Annotated in this window: 17 protein-coding genes, 1 tRNA gene, 2 pseudogenes and 1 riboswitch; of the genes and pseudogenes, 15 read left to right on the forward strand and 5 right to left on the reverse strand. The window is 69.9% G+C overall.

The annotated features are described in order from the left end of the window. Positions 1-13: 13 nt before the first annotated feature. From AB0I94_RS11415 to AB0I94_RS11465, 11 genes are all read left to right on the forward strand, one after another. Entirely contained in the window at positions 14-688 is a 675-nt protein-coding gene (locus AB0I94_RS11415) for a SurA N-terminal domain-containing protein (RefSeq protein WP_363309257.1), read from the forward strand. Positions 689-732: 44 nt separating this feature from the next. Then, a complete protein-coding gene (locus AB0I94_RS11420; RefSeq protein ID WP_363309258.1) occupies positions 733-1,728 on the forward strand; it encodes a nucleoside triphosphate pyrophosphohydrolase in 996 nt (331 codons plus the stop codon). A gap of 31 nt (positions 1,729-1,759) precedes the next feature. Continuing rightward, on the forward strand, positions 1,760-2,041 hold the full coding sequence (locus AB0I94_RS11425) for a type II toxin-antitoxin system prevent-host-death family antitoxin (protein ID WP_363309259.1): 282 nt from the start codon (positions 1,760-1,762) through the stop codon (positions 2,039-2,041). After that, positions 2,038-2,442, forward strand: a complete 405-nt coding sequence (locus tag AB0I94_RS11430) for a type II toxin-antitoxin system VapC family toxin (RefSeq protein WP_363309260.1) — start codon at positions 2,038-2,040, stop codon at positions 2,440-2,442. The genes AB0I94_RS11425 and AB0I94_RS11430 overlap by 4 nt, the downstream gene beginning before the upstream one ends. 46 nt (positions 2,443-2,488) lie before the next feature. After that, positions 2,489-3,832, forward strand: coding sequence for a cytochrome P450 (locus AB0I94_RS11435; RefSeq protein WP_363309261.1), 1,344 nt, complete (start codon positions 2,489-2,491; stop codon positions 3,830-3,832). A 136-nt stretch (positions 3,833-3,968) separates the two neighbouring features. Next, complete coding sequence (locus tag AB0I94_RS11440; protein WP_363309262.1) at positions 3,969-4,937, forward strand: transglycosylase family protein; 969 nt, start codon at positions 3,969-3,971, stop codon at positions 4,935-4,937. 234 nt (positions 4,938-5,171) lie between these two features. Beyond that, positions 5,172-5,317, forward strand: a riboswitch (cyclic di-AMP (ydaO/yuaA leader). 3 nt (positions 5,318-5,320) lie between these two features. Next, on the forward strand, positions 5,321-6,040 hold the full coding sequence (locus tag AB0I94_RS11445; protein ID WP_363309263.1) for a transglycosylase family protein: 720 nt from the start codon (positions 5,321-5,323) through the stop codon (positions 6,038-6,040). Positions 6,041-6,277: 237 nt separating this feature from the next. Next, positions 6,278-7,558: a phosphopyruvate hydratase gene (gene eno, locus AB0I94_RS11450; RefSeq protein WP_363309264.1), complete on the forward strand. Its 1,281-nt coding sequence runs from the start codon at positions 6,278-6,280 to the stop codon at positions 7,556-7,558. Between the two features lie 101 nt (positions 7,559-7,659). Continuing rightward, positions 7,660-8,142, forward strand: a complete 483-nt coding sequence (locus AB0I94_RS11455; protein ID WP_363309265.1) for a septum formation initiator family protein — start codon at positions 7,660-7,662, stop codon at positions 8,140-8,142. Positions 8,143-8,181: 39 nt separating this feature from the next. After that, positions 8,182-8,748 carry a DUF501 domain-containing protein gene (locus AB0I94_RS11460; RefSeq protein WP_363309266.1) on the forward strand — a complete coding sequence of 189 codons (567 nt, stop codon included), beginning with the start codon at positions 8,182-8,184 and terminating at the stop codon, positions 8,746-8,748. Next, complete coding sequence (locus AB0I94_RS11465) at positions 8,745-9,683, forward strand: Ppx/GppA phosphatase family protein (RefSeq protein WP_363309267.1); 939 nt, start codon at positions 8,745-8,747, stop codon at positions 9,681-9,683. Before AB0I94_RS11460 ends, AB0I94_RS11465 begins: the two co-directional genes overlap by 4 nt. Positions 9,684-9,710: 27 nt before the next feature. Here AB0I94_RS11465 and AB0I94_RS11470 read toward each other — a convergent pair. After that, a pseudogene (locus AB0I94_RS11470) lies at positions 9,711-9,878 on the reverse strand (type II toxin-antitoxin system RelE/ParE family toxin); the annotation flags it as partial. 28 nt (positions 9,879-9,906) lie between these two features. Continuing rightward, positions 9,907-10,011 (reverse strand): annotated as a pseudogene (locus AB0I94_RS11475) (prevent-host-death protein); the annotation flags it as partial. 479 nt (positions 10,012-10,490) lie between these two features. Here AB0I94_RS11475 and AB0I94_RS11480 point away from each other — a divergent pair. Further along, a complete protein-coding gene (locus AB0I94_RS11480) occupies positions 10,491-11,912 on the forward strand; it encodes an NAD(P)/FAD-dependent oxidoreductase (protein WP_363309268.1) in 1,422 nt (473 codons plus the stop codon). A 200-nt stretch (positions 11,913-12,112) separates the two neighbouring features. Next, on the forward strand, positions 12,113-13,417 hold the full coding sequence (locus AB0I94_RS11485; RefSeq protein ID WP_363309269.1) for a cyclopropane-fatty-acyl-phospholipid synthase family protein: 1,305 nt from the start codon (positions 12,113-12,115) through the stop codon (positions 13,415-13,417). A gap of 70 nt (positions 13,418-13,487) precedes the next feature. Here AB0I94_RS11485 and AB0I94_RS11490 read toward each other — a convergent pair whose 3' ends face one another. Both AB0I94_RS11490 and AB0I94_RS11495 read right to left on the reverse strand, forming a co-directional pair. Beyond that, complete coding sequence (locus tag AB0I94_RS11490) at positions 13,488-15,995, reverse strand: FtsX-like permease family protein (protein ID WP_363309270.1); 2,508 nt, start codon at positions 15,993-15,995, stop codon at positions 13,488-13,490. A 116-nt stretch (positions 15,996-16,111) separates the two neighbouring features. Beyond that, positions 16,112-16,882, reverse strand: a complete 771-nt coding sequence (locus AB0I94_RS11495; RefSeq protein ID WP_363309271.1) for an ABC transporter ATP-binding protein — start codon at positions 16,880-16,882, stop codon at positions 16,112-16,114. 387 nt (positions 16,883-17,269) lie between these two features. Between AB0I94_RS11495 and AB0I94_RS11500 the strand changes: the two genes are divergently transcribed. Next, positions 17,270-17,352, forward strand: a tRNA-Leu gene (locus AB0I94_RS11500). 6 nt (positions 17,353-17,358) lie between these two features. Here AB0I94_RS11500 and AB0I94_RS11505 read toward each other — a convergent pair. Beyond that, positions 17,359-19,011, reverse strand: coding sequence for an IclR family transcriptional regulator C-terminal domain-containing protein (locus tag AB0I94_RS11505; protein ID WP_363309272.1), 1,653 nt, complete (start codon positions 19,009-19,011; stop codon positions 17,359-17,361). Positions 19,012-19,156: 145 nt separating this feature from the next. Between AB0I94_RS11505 and AB0I94_RS11510 the strand changes: the two genes are divergently transcribed. Next, on the forward strand, positions 19,157-20,335 hold the full coding sequence (locus AB0I94_RS11510) for a 4-hydroxybenzoate 3-monooxygenase (RefSeq protein ID WP_363309273.1): 1,179 nt from the start codon (positions 19,157-19,159) through the stop codon (positions 20,333-20,335). The last annotated feature ends 38 nt before the right edge of the window (positions 20,336-20,373 follow it).

A 20,373-nucleotide genomic window follows, 5' to 3' on the forward strand; every position in this document is an offset into this window, starting at 1 on the left:
TCGGGAGGCTCACTTGCACCGCCGTCGTCGCCGTCGCACCGCGCTCGCCCTCTCCACCGCCGCCATCGCCGCGGCCCCCCTCCTGACCGCCTGCGGCAGCGAGGCCCATCCGGGCGCCGCGGCCGTCGTGGGCAACGACCGGATCACGGTCTCGCAGCTGGAGGGCCGGGTGAACGAGGTCCGCGACGCGCAGCGCGCCGCCATCCCGGACGAGCAGCAGTACGAGCAGGCCATCGCCAAGTCCGGCGGCCTCACCCGCGCAACGCTGCACACGATGGTCCTGGACAAGGTGCTGCACCGCGCGGCCGTCGATGCCGGGGTGGACGTGTCCCGCCGTGACATCCAGACGATGAGAGCGGGCCTCGAACAGCAGGCGGGCGGCAAGAAGCAGCTCGAACAGGGCTGGCTCCAGCAGTACAGCGTCGCCCCCTCCCACCTGGAGGACAGCCTCCGTACGGAGATCGAGGCCCAGAAGCTGGCGAAGAAACTGGGCGCGGACATGAACGCCCCGGAGGGCCAGGCGATCTTCTGGAAGGAGCTCTCCAAGGCCTCCAAGAAGCTCGACGTGGACCTGAACCCGCGGTACGGCACGTGGGACGTGGAGAAGAGCAAGCGCGCGGACAGCAAGACGCCGTGGGTGCGCGAGGTGTCCGGCGACGGCGCCGCCGCCCCCAAGCAGCAGGCATAAGGACGCCGGTCGGCGCTGTCGGCGGCGTGGGTTACGTTCGACGGGTGAACGCAACCACGCCCCCGGCCGACGCCCCCGGCCGCGTCATCCTCCTCACCACCAGCCACCGCGTGGCCCCCGGCCTGTTGTCCTGGCCCGCGTGGCAGGCCCTGCACGGGGCCGACGCGGTCCTGTGCGCCGACGCCACGCACCCCCAACTGCCGTATCTGCGCGAGGCGGGCGTGCGCGTGGAGCAGACGTCGCCCACGGCCCAGGAGCTGGTGGACGCCTGCGCCGGCGGCCGCACGGTCCTCGTCGTCGCGACGGCCGAGGGCGACCAGGCCCTGACGGACGGCCTGGCGAGGCTCGCGGGCTCGGGCCGCGTCTCCATGCCCGACCTGGAGCTCCTCCCGGCGTCGTACGACCTGCCGGGCGCGCGGCTCCTGGACCTCGTACAGGTCATGGACCAGATCCGGGACGAGTGCCCCTGGTCGTCCCAGCAGACCCACAAGGGCCTGGCGAAGTACGCGATCGAGGAGGCGTACGAACTGGTCGAGGCGATCGAGGAGGGCGACAGGGACGAGCTGCGGGAGGAGCTGGGCGACGTCCTGCTCCAGGTGGTCTTCCACGCCCGCATCGCGGAGGAGGACGAGGAGTCCCCCTTCTCCGTGGACGACGTCGCGGGCGGCATCGTCGACAAACTGATCCACCGCCACCCGCACGTCTTCGGCGACGACTCGGCGGACACTCCCGAGGACGTGAAGGCGCACTGGCTCCGCACGAAGGCACAGGAGAAGCAGCGTTCGTCGGTGACGGAGGGAATCCCCCTGGGCCAGCCGGGCCTGGCCCTGGCGGCGAAGCTGGCGTCACGGGTGCGGACGGCGGGCCTTGAGGTGACGACCCCCTCGGGAGAGGGCGTCGGCTACGAACTCCTCGCGCTCGCCGTGCGCGCAGAGGCGCAGGGCGTGGACCCGGAGGCGGCGCTGCGGGGGGCGGCGCGGGCTTATCGGGACGCGGTGCGGGCTGCGGAGGCAGGGAGGGGTAGGACCGCTTGCGATTGATGTACCTACACAACATAGGTACATTGAGGCCATGGAAACCATCGGCCTCCGCGAGCTGAACCAGAACCCCTCCAAGGCAGTGGCCCGGGTCCGTGCCGGTGCCTCGATACTCGTCACCGACCGGGGCAAGCCGGTCCTGCGCATGGTCCCGGAGTCCGAAGCCCCCGGCACCTTGCAGCGCCTGCTCGCATCGGGCGACGTCGCCGCGCCCGCAGAGGAGGGCATGCCCGAGGTCTTCACCGACCTCGCGCCCGAACTCGGCAGCCTCTCCGACGTACTGCTCGAAGAGCGCGACAGGGAGCGGCGGCGGTGATCTACCTCGACAGCTGTGCGCTGCTGAAGTTCATCAAGCCGGAGAAGGAGACCGAGGCGCTGCGTGCCTGGCGGGCCGGGCTGCCGGACGGGACGGAGCTCCTCGGCAGTGACCTCGCCCGGCTCGAGATCACCCGGGCTCTGTACCGGACCGGGGTCGACCACCAGAGGGTGCCCTTCTTCGTGGGGCAGGCCGTACGAGGCGTCTATCTTGCCGACGTCACGACCACGGTCATGGCGCGGGCCGCGGCCTACCGTATTCAGCGGCTCGGGACGCTCGACGCGATCCATCTCGCGAGCGCCGACCCCTTCCGGCAGGACATCACGGAGTTCGTCACCTATGACCAGGAGCTGGCTCGCGCGGCCGACGAGCTCGGCTTTCCGGTGAGCGCTCCGGCGTAACGGACCAACGGTACGCGGGTGCGGGCGGCCGGATACGGTCAGGACCATGCAAGACCAGCCGCCCGCCCCCGCAGGGGACACCCACGCAGCCTGCCCCGCAGGGGCCACCGTCCCCACGCCCGAGGCCCAGGGGCCAGAGCTCTTCACGTGGGAGTTCGCCACCGACCCCTACCCCGCCTACGCCTGGCTCCGCGAGTACGCACCCGTGCACAAGACGCGGCTGCCCAGTGGCGTGGAGGCCTGGCTGGTCACCCGGTACGCCGATGCCAAGCAGGCGCTCGCCGACCAGCGGCTCAGCAAGAACCCGGCCCATCATGGTGAGCCCGCGCACGCGAAGAGCAAGACCGGCATCCCGGGTGAGCGCAGCGCCAACCTCATGACGCATCTGCTCAACATCGACCCGCCGGACCACACCCGCCTGCGCCGCCTCGTCTCCAAGGCCTTCACGCCCCGCCGCGTCGCCGAGTTCGCGCCCCGCGTGCAGGAGCTGACCGACCAGCTCATCGACCAGTTCGCGGAGAAGGGGGAGGCCGACCTCATTCACGACTTCGCCTTCCCGCTCCCCATCTACGCGATCTGCGACCTGCTCGGCGTGCCACGCGAGGACCAGGACGACTTCCGCGACTGGGCGGGAATGATGATCCGGCATGGGGGAGGCCCCAGGGGCGGGGTCGCCCGGTCCGTGAAGAAGATGCGCGGCTACCTCGCCGAGCTGATCCACCGCAAGCGCCTCGAACCCGGCGACGACCTCATCTCCGGGCTCATCCGTGCCTCCGACCACGGCGAGCACCTCAGTGAGAACGAGGCCGCCGCGATGGCCTTCATCCTCCTGTTTGCCGGTTTTGAGACGACCGTCAACCTCATCGGCAATGGCACCTACGCCCTCCTCACCCACCCCGAGCAGCGTGAGCGGCTCCAGGAATCTTTGCGGGAAGGCGACACCGGTCTCCTGGAGACCGGGATCGAGGAACTCCTCCGCTTCGACGGGCCCGTCGAGCTGGCCACGTGGCGGTACGCCACCGAGCCGCTGACCATCGGAGGGGAGGACGTCGCCGCCGGTGACCCCGTCCTCGTCGTCCTCGCCGCCGCCGATCGCGACCCCGAACGCTTCGACCGGCCGGACACGCTCGACCTCTCCCGCCGCGACAACCAACACCTCGGCTACGGCCATGGCATTCATTACTGTCTCGGCGCACCGCTGGCCCGGCTCGAAGGTCAGGCCGCCCTCGCGACGCTTCTGCGGCGCCTCCCTGACCTGCGACTCGCGGCGGAACCTGGTGATTTGAGGTGGCGCGGCGGGCTCATCATGCGGGGGCTCCGTACACTCCCCGTGGAGTTCGCGCCCGCACAGCGGAGCAAATATCAGCCGCCTGAACCGACGTCCAGCTGACGCGCCGTCAAGACTGTGACTTTCACGTGATCTCCGCTGCATCGACTTGTGACAAGCGTTCGACTGCCGCTACGTTCACCGACGACTCGGCATCCCGTGCCGCAGTCGTCGCTCCAGTCACGCGAAAGGCAACCGCATGCTCTCCGGCAATGGTCGTCACCGACGCCCCCGCCAGGCCCCGGCCCTGATCGTCGCGGCAGGAGTCGCGGGATCGGCCATCGCCATCCCGCTGCTCGGCGCCACCAGCGCGAGCGCGGCGTCCACCGCCACGTGGGACAAGCTCGCGGAGTGCGAGAGCGGTGGTTCCTGGAGCGCGGACGCCGGCAACGGCTACTACGGCGGTCTCCAGCTCTCGCAGCAGACCTGGGAGGAGTACGGCGGCCTCGACTTCGCGCCGAGCGCCGACCAGGCGAGCCGTTCCCAGCAGATCTCCGTCGCCGAGAAGGTCCTCGACGACCAGGGGCCCAAGGCCTGGCCGAGCTGCGCGCCGACCGCCGGCCTCTCCCAGGACGGCGCCGCCGCCGACGTCGACCCGGGTGCCCCGATCACGACGATTCCTTCTGACGAGCCGTCGGAGTCGCCTGAGTCGTCCGAACCGAGCGAGCCGAGCGAGTCGTCAGAGCCGGGCGAGACGGCCGACTCCTCGGACAGCGCCAAGCCGTCCGAAAAGCCGGACGCCGACGGCGAGTCACGAGACAAGAATCACGACGAGCCGGGCAAGTCGGGCGACCCGGGTGAGTCCGGTGACTCGGCCAAGTCGGACGACCCGGACAAGTCTCGCTCGGAGGACGCCACTTCGACCACCCCTTCGCCCTCCACCGGTGAGAGCGAAGGCCGCCACCGTGGCGGCGGCGCGGGCGACGAGGCGTCCGAAGGCTCCGCCCGCGAGGGTTCGGGCCGACACGCCTCCCGTGGCGACGAGCGCGAGCATGACGTCTCCGAGGGGACGTACACGGTCCGCTCCGGCGACAACCTCTCGCTCATCGCCGACGACCTGGATGTGAAGGGCGGGTGGACCGAGCTGTACGCCGAGAACGAGAAGTCCGTCGGCTCCGACCCCGACCTCATCCTTCCCGGTCAGAGCCTCGATTTGGGCGAAAAGTAAGGGTAGTTGGCGAGTCGCTTTGCGCTCGATGTCCCAATTGGCGCAAGTGAGAGATGGGTCTCAGAAGCCCTGATCGTCTTTGAAATTAGGCGGATCGCATGCCTAACGTCGTGACCGCTCGCCACAGCGGGCCCCGCCGGTCGGTACGCCGAGTCCTGCCAACGGCCGTTCGGGAACAGTCGTCGCGTAAGCGCCGTAGGCAGGAGCGGGGGACCCAAGGTTTGCGCCGGGCCGGTCCGTTGAAAGCCGAGCATCGCGAGAGCGAGCGAGGCGGACGGACAGGAACGGCTAGGGGTTAAGTCGCGCTCAAGAAGCGCGGCCGGGCAACTTCACTGGCCCGAACCCGACAGCTCACCTCGCAGGCGTCGGTGAGGGGATCACTCATGCTGTTTTCCAGCAAGGGCAAGCACCGCCGCCCGTCCAAGGCCACTCGTGTCGTCACGCTCGCCGGTGTCACCGGTGTCGCTGTCGCCGCTCCGCTGATGGCGGCCGGTTCGGCCTCCGCCGCGACGAACTCCGAGTGGGACGCCGTCGCCCAGTGCGAGTCGGGCGGCAACTGGTCCATCAACACCGGCAACGGCTACACGGGCGGCCTGCAGTTCTCGTCGTCCACCTGGGCGGCGTACGGCGGCACGAAGTACGCGCCCACCGCCGACAAGGCCTCCAAGGCCCAGCAGATCGAGATCGGCGAGAAGGTCCTCGCGGGTCAGGGCAAGGGTGCCTGGCCGAGCTGCGGCGTCGGCCTCTCGGGCGCTTCCAACCAGGGTGGCGGTGCGCAGCAGAGCGCCCCGCAGCAGACCCAGGAGCAGCCGCAGAGCAAGCCCAGCGCACAGACCGAGCAGCCGCAGCAGGCCGCCCCCAAGGCGGCCCCGAAGGTCGAGGCCGCACCGCAGGCCGAGTCCAAGAAGACCGTCGAGACGCCGACCGGCAAGACGGTCAAGAAGGGCGACGGCGAGTACAAGGTCAAGAAGGGTGACACCCTCTCCAAGATCGCCGAGGCCAAGGACGTCAAGGGCGGCTGGCACAAGGTCTACAAGCTCAACGGCGACATCATCGACAACGCCGACATGATCTACCCGGGCCAGCAGCTCCACCTGAGCTAGTCCTGGCGGGGTGCTCCCCCTCCCCGCCCCGGTGCGCGTATCCCCCGTACGCACCGGGGCGGGGTTCATTCGGTCCTCGCCCCGGACCTTCCACTCTTTGTTCCGTTCGGAAACATTTTGCTCTCGGTTTGTCCACGGGGCGGTCGCTCGGCTGGCTCTTGTCCGGGAGCCGGTTAGGCTCGTGTCCGCGAGGCCAACGTTTCGCGTACCCGCGTCACATCCCAGAAGGAGATGCTCGTGCCGTCCATCGACGTCGTCGTAGCCCGGGAAATCCTGGACTCCCGAGGCAACCCCACGGTCGAGGTCGAGGTCGGCCTCGACGACGGCAGCACGGGTCGTGCCGCCGTTCCGTCCGGTGCGTCCACCGGTGCTTTCGAGGCCATCGAACTCCGTGACGGTGACCCCAACCGTTACATGGGCAAGGGCGTGGAGAAGGCCGTCCTCGCCGTCATCGAGCAGATCGGCCCGGAGCTCGTCGGGTACGACGCGACCGAGCAGCGCCTGATCGACCAGGCGATGTTCGACCTCGACGCCACCGACAACAAGGGCTCGCTCGGCGCCAACGCCATCCTCGGCGTCTCGCTCGCCGTCGCACACGCCGCGTCGGAGGCCTCCGACCTCCCGCTCTTCCGCTACCTCGGCGGCCCGAACGCGCACCTGCTGCCCGTTCCGATGATGAACATCCTGAACGGCGGGTCGCACGCCGACTCGAACGTCGACATCCAGGAGTTCATGATCGCGCCGATCGGCGCCGAGTCGTTCTCCGAGGCCCTGCGCTGGGGCACCGAGGTCTACCACACGCTGAAGAAGGTCCTGAAGGACAAGGGCCTCTCCACCGGCCTGGGCGACGAGGGCGGCTTCGCCCCGAACCTGGACTCGAACCGCGCCGCGCTCGACCTCATCCTCGAGGCCATCAAGAAGGCCGGTTACGTCCCCGGCGAGCAGATCGCGCTCGCGCTCGATGTCGCCGCGTCCGAGTTCTACAAGGACGGCAGCTACGAGTTCGAGGGCAAGTCCCGCTCGGCCGCCGAGATGACCGAGTACTACGAGGAGCTCGTCGCCTCGTACCCCCTCGTCTCCATCGAGGACCCGCTGTTCGAGGACGACTGGGCCGGCTGGAACGCCATCACCGAGAAGCTCGGCGGGAAGGTCCAGCTCGTGGGCGACGACCTGTTCGTCACCAACCCGGAGCGCCTGGCCCGCGGCATCGAGGAGAAGTCGGCCAACGCCCTTCTGGTGAAGGTCAACCAGATCGGTTCGCTGACCGAGACGCTCGACGCCGTCGAGATGGCCCAGCGCAGCGGCTTCAAGTGCATGATGTCCCACCGCTCCGGCGAGACCGAGGACGTCACCATCGCCGACCTCGCCGTCGCCACCAACTGCGGCCAGATCAAGACCGGCGCCCCGGCCCGCTCCGAGCGCGTCGCCAAGTACAACCAGCTGCTCCGCATCGAGGAGATCCTCGACGACGCCGCGGTCTACGCGGGCCGTTCGGCGTTCCCCCGCTTCAAGGGCTGATCGTCGCCGGTCCCCGGCTCCGCTGAGCAGTTACCTACGTCCCCGTACTCGGTCCCGTACCGTGTGCGGGGACGTACGTACGTATCGGGGAGGCGGCACACATGGCCGTGAAGGACCGCGACCGGTTCTCCACCGCGACCAGACTGCGGCTGCTCGGCGAGCAGACCGCGGAGCGTGTCTACCGCTCCCAGACCAAGCGCCAGGCGCGCCGCTCCCGGCTCACGGGACGCGCCGCGCTCCTCGCGCTCGTGCTCTGTTCGCTGGTCGTCGCGCTCGCCTACCCGATAAGGCAGTACGTCTCCCAGCGCGCGGAGATCGCCGACCAGCGCACGGAGCAGGCCGAGCGCCGCGAGAACGTCGAGAGGCTGAAGGACGAGAAGGCCCGTTGGCGGGACGACGCGTACGCGGAGCAGCGCATCCGGGACCGGCTGCACTATGTGATGCCGGGCGAGACCGGCTACACGGTGATCGACCCCGAGGCGGCCAAGCAGCAGCGCACCGACCAGGGGGCCGCCGCCAGGCCCTGGTACTCGAACGTCTGGGAGGGCGTCGACAAGGCGGACCGCCCGGCGGACGACGACTGAATTCAGCAGAACTTCTACGGAACCGATCGAAAGACAGGCATGGAAACGCCCCCGCCGACCACCCCGCGCACCGACCCCACCGACGCCGACGTCGAGGCCTTCAAGCAGCAGCTCGGCCGCCCGCCGCGCGGCCTGCGGGCCATCGCCCACCGCTGCCCGTGCGGGCAGCCGGATGTCGTCGAGACGGCGCCGCGCCTGCCGGACGGGACGCCGTTCCCGACGACGTACTACCTGACGTGCCCGCGGGCCGCTTCCGCGATCGGCACGCTCGAGGCCAACGGCGTCATGAAGGAGATGTCGGAGCGGCTGAAGACGGACCCCGAGCTGGCCGCCGCCTACCGCGCGGCGCACGAGGACTACATCGCGCGCCGCGACGCCATCGAGGTCCTTGAGGGTTTCCCGAGCGCGGGCGGCATGCCGGACCGCGTGAAGTGCCTGCACGTCCTGGTGGGCCACTCCCTGGCAGCGGGCCCCGGCGTGAACCCCCTGGGTGACGAGGCGATCGCGATGCTGCCTGAGTGGTGGGCCAAGGGGCCGTGCGTCACGCCGTGTTCCGACGCTGGTGCTGGCGCCGATGCCACTGCCGAGCAGGAGCCCGCGAAGTGACCCGCGTAGCCGCCATCGACTGCGGCACGAACTCGATCCGCCTGCTCGTGGCGGACGCGGACCCGCAGACCGGCGAACTGGTCGACCTGGACCGGCGGATGACCATCGTCCGCCTCGGCCAGGGTGTGGACAAGACGGGCCGCCTGGCTCCCGAGGCCCTGGAGCGGACCTTCGCCGCCTGCCGCGAGTACGCGGAAGTGATCAAGCGTCACGGCGCCGAACGCCTCCGCTTCGTGGCGACCTCAGCCTCCCGCGACGCCGAGAACCGCGACGACTTCGTACGCGGCGTCCTGGACATCCTCGGTGTCGAGCCGGAGGTCATCAGCGGTGACCAGGAGGCCGAGTTCTCGTTCACGGGAGCGACGAAGGAGCTGGCGGGCAGTGACCACCTCGACAAGCCCTACCTCGTCGTCGACATCGGCGGCGGTTCCACGGAGTTCGTCGTCGGCGAGGACCACGTCCGCGCCGCCCGCTCCGTGGACGTCGGCTGCGTGCGCCTGACGGAGCGGCACATCCGTACCGACCCGCCCGCGCCCGCCGAACTCGACGCCGTCCGCGCCGACATCGGGGCCGCGCTTGACCTCGCCGAGCAGACGGTGCCGATCCGCGAGGCCCGTACCCTGGTCGGCCTAGCGGGCTCGGTGACCACGGTGGCCGCCATCGCGCTCGGCCTCGACGCGTACGACTCCGCGGCGATCCACCACTCCCGGGTCTCCTACGAGCAGGTGAGCGAGATCGTCGGCCGTCTGGCCGGGGCCACGCACGACGAGCGGGCCGCGATCCCGGTGATGCATCCGGGGCGCGTGGACGTCATCGTGTCGGGCGCGCTCGTGCTGCTGGGAATCATGGTCCGGACCGGGGCCAGGGAGGTCGTCGTGAGTGAGCACGACATCCTGGACGGCATCGCATGGCACGCGGCGGAGGAGCTGCGGTAGGACGTCAGCGCGGGTCGGTCCAGGCGCTCAGATGGTGCGGTAGACGTCGCGACGGTCGCCGACTTTGACGGCGAGGATGACGAGATCGCCATCCAGGACCTGGTAGGCGATCCGGTAGCTGCCGACCCTGAGGCGGTAGAGACCGGACGGCCCGGTCAGCTTCTTGATGTCGGCGTCCTGGCGGTACGGGTCGTCGCTGCCGTGGTGAACCGGAACGCGTACTTCACGCCGAGCCTTCGCCCCGCTCGCTGAAGAGGTCGGCCAGCAGCTCGGCCATGGTCACGGTCGGGCCGCCTTCGGCCAGGACCGCTTCGGCCTCGCGCCACAGCGCTCTCGTCCATGAGCAGAATGTACGCGCAAGCCTGTACACAGGCAGTGGGGGCCGGCACCGGCTGGGTCGATCGCCTGAGCGTGTCCTGTAGCGTCTGAGCGGCTGGTGAGGGGCTCGGAAGGCCCGTCGGCGACATCCCGTCGGGAAAACTTCGTGAAGTTCTTCACAAGGAAATCGGCTCGGTTGGACGATGTTCAGGGGTTCTGGACCCCTGAAAGTGATCCCAGAGGCCCCCGCGACCCCCGACAGTGAAGGTTCGGGAGTGGGTGCGGAGCGGGCGTCGGCGGAGTGGTCCACTGCGTGGGAGGGCCAGAGCGGCAGCTCACAGGGGGTGCACAACGTCTCGGGTCATCCCGTGGTTCCCCTGGGGCTCTATGGCCTGCGTCACGCGGGCGGCGAACTATAGCAGAGGGACCACTCATGCTTGTGAAGGGGCGCACGAGCGACCCCCGCCGGGCGGGTGGATACTCGATGGCATGAGCACCACGGAGCGTCCCAGGATCCTCGTAGTAGGCGGTGGGTACGTAGGCCTGTACGCAGCTCGGCGCATCCTCAAGAAGATGCGCTACGGAGAGGCGACCGTCACGGTCGTCGACCCCCGGTCGTACATGACCTACCAGCCCTTCCTCCCCGAAGCAGCCGCCGGCAGCATTTCGCCTCGGCACGTCGTCGTCCCGCTGCGACGCGTGCTGCCCAAGGCGGAAGTTCTGACCGGCCGGGTCACCACCATCGATCAGGACCGCAAGGTCGCGACGATCGCCCCCCTCGTGGGCGAGGCGTACGAGCTGCCTTTCGACTACCTGGTCATCGCGATGGGCGCGGTCTCCCGCACCTTCCCGATCCCCGGCCTCGCCGAGCAGGGCATCGGAATGAAGGGCATCGAGGAGGCCATCGGCCTGCGCAACCACGTCCTCGAGCAGCTGGACAAGGCTGACTCCACGACGGACGAGGACGTCCGCCGCAAGGCGCTGACCTTCGTCTTCGTCGGCGGTGGCTTCGCGGGCGCGGAGACCATCGGTGAGGTCGAGGACATGGCCCGCGACGCGGCCAAGTACTACAACAACGTGAAGCGCGAGGACATGCGCTTCGTGCTCGTCGACGTCGCGGACAAGATCCTCCCCGAGGTCGGCCCGAAGCTCGGCCAGTACGGCAAGGAGCACCTCGAGGGCCGCGGTGTCGAGGTCTACCTCAAGACCGGCATGGACTCCTGCGTGGACGGCCACGTGGTGCTGAACAACGGCCTCGAGGTCGACTCCAGCACCATCGTGTGGACCGCCGGCGTCAAGCCGAACCCGGCGCTCGCCCGCTTCGGTCTGCCGCTCGGCCCCCGTGGCCACGTCGACACCCGGACGACCCTCCAGGTCCAGGGCACCGACTACATCTGGGCCGCGGGCGACAACGCCCAGGTGCCGGACCTGGTCGGCCGCAAGGCCGGCAACGAGAACGCCTGGTGCCCGCCGAACGCCCAGCACGCGCTGCGCCAGGCCAAGGTTCTCGGCGACAACGTGATCTCCGGCATGCGGGGCTTCCCGCAGAAGGAGTACAGCCACGCCAACAAGGGTGCGGTCGCCGGTCTCGGCCTGCACAAGGGCGTCGCGATGATCGTCATGGGCAAGGTGAAGATCAAGCTCAAGGGCCGTCTCGCCTGGTACATGCACCGCGCGTACCACGGCATGGCGATGCCGACGTTCAACCGCAAGATCCGCGTCTTCGCGGACTGGACCCTCGCGGTCTTCCTCAAGCGTGAGGTCGTCTCGCTGGGTGCCATGGAGACGCCGCGCGAGGAGTTCTACGAGGCCGCCAAGCCCGCGCCGAAGCCCGCCGCGGCCAAGGCGGAGCCTCAGGACGCCAAGTCCGCCGAGTCCGCCAAGGATGGAGCGAAGGCCAAGGCCTCCTGACCTCCGGTCACTGATCCACCCCGAAGGGGCCGTCCGCCATCCGTGGTGCGGGCGGCCCCTTCGGGTTTTTCCCGGTAAATTGCATGTTGCCTACATGTATTTTGCCGATCCGTGACGCGGCAACGGGACTGCGCAAGCGCTCTGTTGGTGTTTACGTGGTGTTGAGCTGTCCCGGGATCGCCATCACGGAGGTGGGCACCATGCCACACGCCGCACTGCGGCTAGAGAGCCTTGCCGAACAACTGCTGGGAGCCCCGCTCCCCGTGCGGATTCGTGCCTGGGACGGTTCGGAAGCAGGCCCGCCGGGCGCCCCTGTCCTCGTCGTACGCAGCCGTCGCGCCCTGCGCCGCCTGATGTGGAAGCCGGGCGAGCTGGGCCTGGCCCGTGCCTGGGTGGCCGGGGACCTGGACGTCGAGGGCGATCTGTACGCCGCGCTCGACCGGCTCGCCGGGTTCATCTGGGAGCGCGACGAGGACGCCAAGAGCCTCAGGGAGTCCCTGCGCGACCCGCGGTTCCGCGCCGCGGCCCGCGATCTTGTCGGCCTCGCCGCGCCGTTCCTGCCGCCGGCGCCGCCGCCGGAGGAGATGCGCGGGCGTGGCCGCCTCCACCTGCACACCAAGGGCAGCGACCGACAGGCCATCAGCCACCACTACGACGTGGGCAACGACTTCTACGAGCTGGTGCTCGGCCCCTCGATGGTCTACTCGTGCGCATACTGGGGGGCCGATGAAGAGGCAGCGTCCACCCTTGAGGACGCCCAGCGCGACAAGCTCGAACTGATCTCCCGCAAGCTCGCCCTGAAGCCCGGCATGCGACTCCTCGACGTCGGCTGCGGCTGGGGCTCCATGGCGATCCACGCGGCGCGCGAGCACGGCGTGACCGTCGTCGGCGTCACGCTCTCCCAGGAGCAGGCCGCGTACGCCAGGAAGCGCATCGCGGAAGAGGGCATGACCGACAAAGTCGAGATCCGCGTCCAGGACTACCGCGACGTGCGTGACGGGCCGTACGACGCCATCTCCTCCATCGGCATGGCCGAACACGTCGGCGCCGAACGGTACTTGGAGTACGCACACGACCTGCACGCCCTCCTCAAGCCCGGCGGCCGGCTCCTCAACCACCAGATCGCGCGCCGCCCGCAGGCCGACGAGTCGTCGTACGAGGTCGACGCCTTCATCGACGCCTACGTCTTCCCCGGCGGCGAGCTGGCTCCCGTGGGGTCCACCGTCTCCATCCTGGAGCGCGCCGGATTCGAGGTGCGCGACGTGGAGGCGATCCGCGAGCACTACGCCCTCACCCTGCGCCGCTGGGTCGCCAACCTGGAGGCCCACTGGCAGGAGGGCCAGCGGCTCACCTCGCCCGGCCGCGCCCGCATCTGGCGCCTCTACATGGCGGCGTCCGCGCTCTCCTTCGAGCGCAACCGCATCGGCGTCAACCAGGTCCTCGCGGTGAAGACCCCGGAGATCGGCACCTCCGGGATGCCGCTGCGGGCCCGCGATTGGCGGTAGGACCGTACGTGAGCGGGGCCCCGGACGGAGTACGTCCGGGGCCCCGCTCCTGCCTACCTGGCGCCAAGTGCTACTCGCTCTTGATCGCCATGAGCGGGTTCAGCTTGGCCGCGCTGCGGGCCGGCCACATCGCCGCGAGGACACCGACCAGGGCCGCGATCGCGAGGAAGACCAGAATCCGGCCGACCGGGATCTCCATCGAGTACGTCTGCACGGTCTCGCTGATGCTGCCGCCCGCGGCCCAGCCCATGAAGAGGCCGAGACCGATGCCGAGCACCGCGCCGAACAGGGAGATGATGACCGCCTCCAGGCGCACCATCTGCTTGACCTTCGCGCGGTCCAGGCCGATGGCCCGCATCATGCCGATCTCGTGCTTCCGCTCGAAGACCGACATGGCCAGGGTGTTGATGACACCGAGCACCGCGATCAGGATGGCCATCGCGAGCAGGCCGTAGAGCATGTTCAGCATCAGGTTGATCGCGCCGGCGATCTCGTTGCTGATCGCGTCCTTGTCCTGGATCTTGATGGCGGGGTTGTCGCCGAGGGCCTTGACGATCGCGTCCTCGGCCTTGTCGGAGGTGCCGCCCTCCATCTTCACCAGGACCTGCTGGTCGGTGATCTTCGACAGGTGCGGGTCGACCACGGAGAGCGGCGTGAACAGCCCGTCGATCATCTCGTTCTGCTGGTAGACCCCGGCGATCTCGAGCTTGACCGTCTTGTCGTCGTCGAACTTCACCGGGATGGTGTCGCCCGTCTTCAGGCCCTGCTCGTCCGCGGTCTTCTTGTCGATCAGCGTGGAGTCGCCCTTCAGGCCCGCGAGCGAACCACTGGTGAAGTCGAGGCTCACCAGCTTGCCGAAGGCCTTCTCGTCGACGCCGGAGACCTGGGAGTACGAGCCGTCCACCTCGCCGTAGGCCGTACGCAGCGGACTGCTCGCCTCGACCTCGGGGAGCTTGTCCAGCTTCTCGCGGACCTCGGGGGTCAGCGGCTGGTAGTTCGCCATGGAGACGGTGTAGTCGGCCTTCAGGGAGCCCGCGGCCATCTTGTTGATGGCGCTGCTCATGGAGGTCGCCACCACCGTCATCGCCGTGATGAGGGTCAGGCCGATCATCAGGGCGGCGGCGGTGGAGGCCGTGCGGCGCGGGTTGCGCACCGCGTTGAGCCGGGACAGCTTGCCCGTGACGCCGAACGGCTTCAGGAGCGGGGCCGACCCCGCGATGAACGGGCGCGACAGGAGCGGCGTGAGGACGATGACGCCGACCATGATCACGGCAGCGCCGCCGGCCATCACGTAGTTGTCGTCCATGAAGAGCATGACTGCGCCGAGGGCGACGATGATCGAGCCGATGGTGTTGCGGACGACGAGACCGCGCGTGGTGGGCGTCGCGTGGACGCTGTTCATCGCGGCGACGGGCGGGATCTTCGCGGCGCGGCGGCCCGGCAGCCAGGCGGCCAGCATGGTCACGACCACGCCGATGACCAGGGCGACGACGATCGTGGTCGGGGCGATGATGATCGGCCCGTCGGGCAGCGACGCGCCCGCGGAGTTCATCAGGGACTCCAGGCCCATGGCCACGCCGATGCCGAGCGCGAAGCCGGTGACGGCGGCGACCAGACCGACGATGAACGCCTCGATGAGCACCGAGCGCGTCACCTGACGGCGCGAGGCGCCGATGGCGCGCATGAGCGCGAGCTCCTTGGTGCGCTGGGCGACCAGCATGGTGAAGGTGTTGGCGATGATGAAGATGCCGACGAAGAGCGCGATGCCCGCGAAGATCAGCAGGACCTGGCTCATCGACTTGGTGTCCTGCTCGATCATCCTCTCCTGGTCGTCGGAGAGCTGGGCGCCGGTGACGGCGTCCGTGTCCTTCGGCAGGATCTTCTCGACGGAGCTCTTCAGGGCCGTGTCGGACGTACCGGCGGCCGCCTTCACGTCGATCTCGTCGTACTCGGTCTTGCCGAGGACCGTGCGCGCGGTGTCGTTGTCGAACACCACCAGGCTGCCGCCCGCGAGGACACTGCCGTCCTCGGTGTCGAAGACGCCGCTGACCTTTGCCTTCTTCACCGGCCCGTCGGTGGAGTAGCGGACGGTGTCGCCGACCTTGTAGCCGGTGCGCTCGGCGGTGCGGGAGTCGAGCGCGAGGTCACCGGCGGACTTCGGGGCGGCGCCCTCGGCGAAGTCGTAGCGGGGGTCCTTGCCGTCCTTGCCCGGGAAGTAGTTGGCGCCGGTGGTGCCCCACTCGCCGCCGACCAGCTTGCCGTCCTTGTCGGCGAGCGCGGTGAAGCCGTTGAAGGTGCCTATCGCCGACTCGGCGCCGGGCAGGCTCCGGGCCTCCTTCAGCAGGGAGTCGGTCAGGCGGGGCTTCTGCTTGGTCTCGTCGTCGGAGCCGCCGAACGGCTGGACGGCGACCGAGACGTGGTCGAAGCTCTTCGCCGACTTGTTCTTGTAGGCGTTGCCGAAGGTGTCGGTGAAGACCAGGGTGCCGGAGACGAAGGCGACGCCGAGCATGACGGCGAGCACGGTCATCAACAGCCTGGCCTTGTGCGCGAGCACGTTGCGCAGGGCGGTACGGAACATGGTGGTGAGTCCTGGTGGAGAGAGGGTGGGCCCCGAAGGGGGCGCCCCCGAAGGGGCGCGGGGAACTGCGCGACAAGCCACGGCGTGCCCGCAGCTGACACGCTTCCTGCGGAGCGCTAGCTCGTACGGCCCTTCGCGTCGAAGTCCTTCATCCGGTCAAGCACGCCGTCGGCGGTCGGCGAGAGCATCTCGTCGACGATCCGCCCGTCGGCCAGGAAGATCACGCGATCCGCGTACGCCGCGGCCACGGGGTCATGCGTGACCATGACGACCGTCTGCCCCAGCTCCCGTACGGAGTTGCGCAGGAAGCCGAGGACCTCCGCACCCGAGCGTGAGTCGAGGTTTCCGGTGGGCTCGTCACCGAAGATGATGTCGGGCTGCGAGGCCAGCGCGCGGGCCACGGCGACGCGCTGCTGCTGGCCGCCGGAGAGCTCGGTGGGCCGGTGGCTGAGCCGCCCGGACAGGCCGACCATGGAGATGACCTGCTCGAGCCACTGCTTGTCCGGCTTGCGGCCCGCGATGTCCATCGGCAGCGTGATGTTCTCCAGGGCCGTCAGGGTCGGCAGGAGGTTGAAGGCCTGGAAGATGAAGCCGATCTTGTCCCGGCGGAGCTTGGTGAGCTGCTTGTCCTTGAGGGTGGACAGCTCGGTCTCGCCGATCCGGACGGAGCCGCCGCTGAAGCTGTCGAGCCCCGCGACACAGTGCATCAGGGTCGACTTGCCGGAGCCCGACGGGCCCATGATCGCGGTGAACTCGCCCTGCCGGAAGTCGACGGAGACATGGTCCAGGGCGACCACCTGGGTCTCGCCCTGTCCGTACACCTTGGAGAGGTCCGTGGCGCGTGCGGCCACCGCGGTGGTGCGGGCGGCGAAGGGGGTGGTGGTCACGGGGTGGTGCTCCTGTCGGGACGACGAGTGGGGACGTACTCCATCGTCCTTGCGGAACAGGGCCGTGTAGTCAGCCGTTGTTCTGGTTCCGGGGGCCCTCTGCGGTCGGACTCCGGGCGCCCGTGTCATACCTGGGGATGACCCCGGCCCCTGACGCGGGTAGCACTCGCCAGGGACCCTCGTGCGCCGCGCAGGCGGCTAAATTCCGTCATTCCGTACCGGAGGCCGCACAACGGTGAAAGGGCCTGCGGCATGTACCTATGGGCTGTACCGGCGGCTGATGCACCCTCAGACGTCAATAAAATAAGACAACATCGGGCTGTTGTTCCGCTGTTCGAGGGACGCCTCCCGATAGGGTCGAATCACTTGATGCGGAGCCCACGGCCTGCCCGGATGGTGGAATGCAGACACGGCGAGCTTAAACCTCGCTGCCCCTAGCGGGCGTGCCGGTTCAAGTCCGGCTCCGGGCACCTCCGCTAAGTCGTCGGCGGGTACGTACGCCAAGGCATCAGCGCACCGTTGAAGCGTGCCGCCGTGTGCAGGTCCGCCTCGATCGCCGCCGCCGTCTCGCGCAGTGCGGGAAGCAGCGCCTCGATGGTTTCCTCCAGTGGGGCGGTGCCCGCGTGCTGCGCCACGTTCAGGGCCGCGATCACACGGCCCCGCGCGTCCTCGATCGGTACGGCGACCGAGCGCAGGCCCTCCTCCAGCTCCTCGTCCGCGGTGGCGTAACCGTCGGCGGCGGCGCGGTCCAGGATGCGGCCGAGGTCGGCGGGGTCCGTGACGGTGCGACGGGTGAGGGGCTTCGGCGGGGCCGCCTTCAGCAGGCGCGCGCGCTCCCGCTTCGGGAGCCCGGCGAGCAGGACGCGGCCCATGGCGGTCGGATACGCGGGGAAACGCGTGCCGAGCGTGATGTAGACGCTCATGACGCGGACCGTCGCCGCCCGCGCCACGTAGAGGATGTCCGTGCCGTCGAGCACCGTCACCGATGCCGACTGGTGTACGCGTCCGGTCAGTTGGCGCAGATGCGGCTCGGCGATGTCGGCGAAGCCCAGGCGGGACAGGCGGGCGTAGCCGAGCTCCAGGACGCGGGGGAGCGGGCGGTGGAGGCGGCCGTCGTACGCCGCGTACCCCTCGAGCTCCAGCGTGCGCAGGCAGCGGCGCGCGGTGGCCCGTGGCAGGCCGGTGGCGGCGGCGATCGCGGTGAGCGGGAGGCCGTCGCCGCGGGCCCGGCCGAGGGCGCGCAGGACGGCGAGGCCGCGGGCGAGCGACTGGAGGAAGCCGGGGCCGAGTTCGGCCTTGGCGTCGACCGTGTCCACCGGCTGATCGGGCGTCAACTCCCCACCCGGGTACGGTGTTGTGGCCGTCGGCAGGGACTCCAGGTGCGCGGCCTCCTCCCGCAGCCGTGGCAGCACCAGCTCCGCGAGGCCCTGCGCCGTGTGTCTGCTGGTGTGGCTCACCGCGGACAGGGCGTACCGGGTCCGGCCCGCCGCGTCGCGCACCGGGACCGCCGTCGCGATCAGGCCCGGCTCGATCAGCTGGTCGTCGAGCGCCCAGCCCGTCGCCCGCGAGCGCTCCACGCGACCCGCGAGGTCCGGCGGCGGGGAGACCGGCCCCGGCGGCAGCGCGGGGAAGGCGTGACCCTCGGGATCGGCCGCCACCCGCGCCCGCCACGCGTCCCACGCCGCCTCGTCCCACTCGGCGGCGAACAGGGCCCCCGGCGCGCACCGCTCGGCGGGCAGCAGATCGCCGATGCGGAAGGCCACCGACATCGCGCGGCGCCGCGCGGCCTGGGTGACGAAGCGGACGCCGTCGCCGTCCGGCACCGCGAGGGACACCGACTCGTCCAGCTCGTCCGCGAGCCGGGCGGTGCGCGCCGCCACCTCGCCGCTCAGCCCGCTCGCCGCGAGGTAGGCGTTGCCGAGCTCCATCAGGCGTGGCGTGAGGTGGAGCTCCTGGCCGTGCTCGCGTACGTAACCGAGGCGGGCCAGGGTCGCCACGACCCGGTCCACCGTCGAGCGGGCCAGGCCGGTCGCGCGCACGAGGTCGCCCGCCCTGACCTGTTCGGCGACCGCGAGGGCGCGCAGCACCGCGAGACCGCGCTCCAGGGGGCGTACGGACTCTTCTGGCATGGCGCCGCTCCTCGCACGGGTGGAAGACGGGCGTCCCGAAAGTGGATGTCCCAGAACCGTTGACAGCCGCTGGGTCCGGTCGGAGACTCCCGTCAGCACATTATGAACGAAAGTTCACCAGGCGAACAAGTGGAGGGGTCGGCCGATGCGCACCACCGTCGGAATCATCGGAGCAGGACCGGCGGGCCTGCTCCTCGCCCGCCTGCTGCACAACGCGGGCATCGATTCCGTCGTCCTGGAGACCCGCGACCGCGCCTACGTCGAACAGCGCCAACGCGCCGGAATCCTGGAGCAGGGCACCGTGGACGTCCTGCGCGAGGCCGGCGCCGCCGCCCGCATGGACCGCGTGGGCATCCCGCACGACGGCATCGAGCTGCGCTTCGACCGCCGCAGGCACCGCGTCGACTTCCCCGCCCTCACCGGCGGCAGGTCCGTGATGGTCTACGCCCAGACCGAGGTCTGCAAGGACCTCATAGCCCTCCAGCTCGCGGACGGGGGCCCGCTGCTCTTCGAGGCCGAGGCGCTCGCCGTCGAGGGCGCGGAGACCGAGAACCCGCGCGTCCGCTTCCGTCACCAGGGTCGCGAGGATGTCCTGGAGTGCGACTACGTGGTCGGCTGCGACGGCTCCTGGGGCGTGGCCCGCAAGGCGGTGCCCGCCGACGTCTCCAGGGTCTTCGAGCGGACGTACCCCTTCGGCTGGCTCGGCATCCTCGCCGACGTACCGCCCTCGCACGACGAGCTGGTCTACGCCCGCCACGACCGCGGCTTCGCCCTGCTCTCCATGCGCTCACCCGTCGTCACGCGCGCCTACCTCCAGGTCCCCGCGGGTACGGACGCGGCCGACTGGGACGACGAGGAGATCTGGGACGAGCTCGACCGCCGCCTGGAGACCGACGACCCCGCCTGGACCCTCAAGCGCGGCCCCATCACCGCCAAGTCCGTCACCCCCATGCGCAGCCACGTCCACGAGCCCATGCGGCACGGACGCGTCTTCCTCGCCGGGGACGCCGCCCACATCGTCCCGCCCACCGGCGCCAAGGGCCTCAACCTCGCCGTCGGCGACGTCGTCACCTTCGCCCGCGCGCTCACCGAGCTCCGCGACACCGGCTCCGACGCACGCCTGGAGGCGTACTCGGAGACCTGCCTGCGCCGCGTCTGGCAGGCCGAGCGCTTCTCGTACGCCATGACCACGATGCTGCACCGCGCCCCCGAAGCCACCCCCTTCGAGGACCGCATCCAGCTCGCCCGCCTTGACCGCATCACCACCGCTCGCTCGGCCGAGACCGACCTCGCCGAGAGCTACACGGGCTTTCCCCTCGACTGAGCCCGCGCCGCCGTACCCCTGGAAAACCCCCGTCCCCC

This window comes from Streptomyces sp. NPDC050147 (assembly GCF_040660195.1).
Lineage (GTDB): Bacteria > Actinomycetota > Actinomycetes > Streptomycetales > Streptomycetaceae > Streptomyces.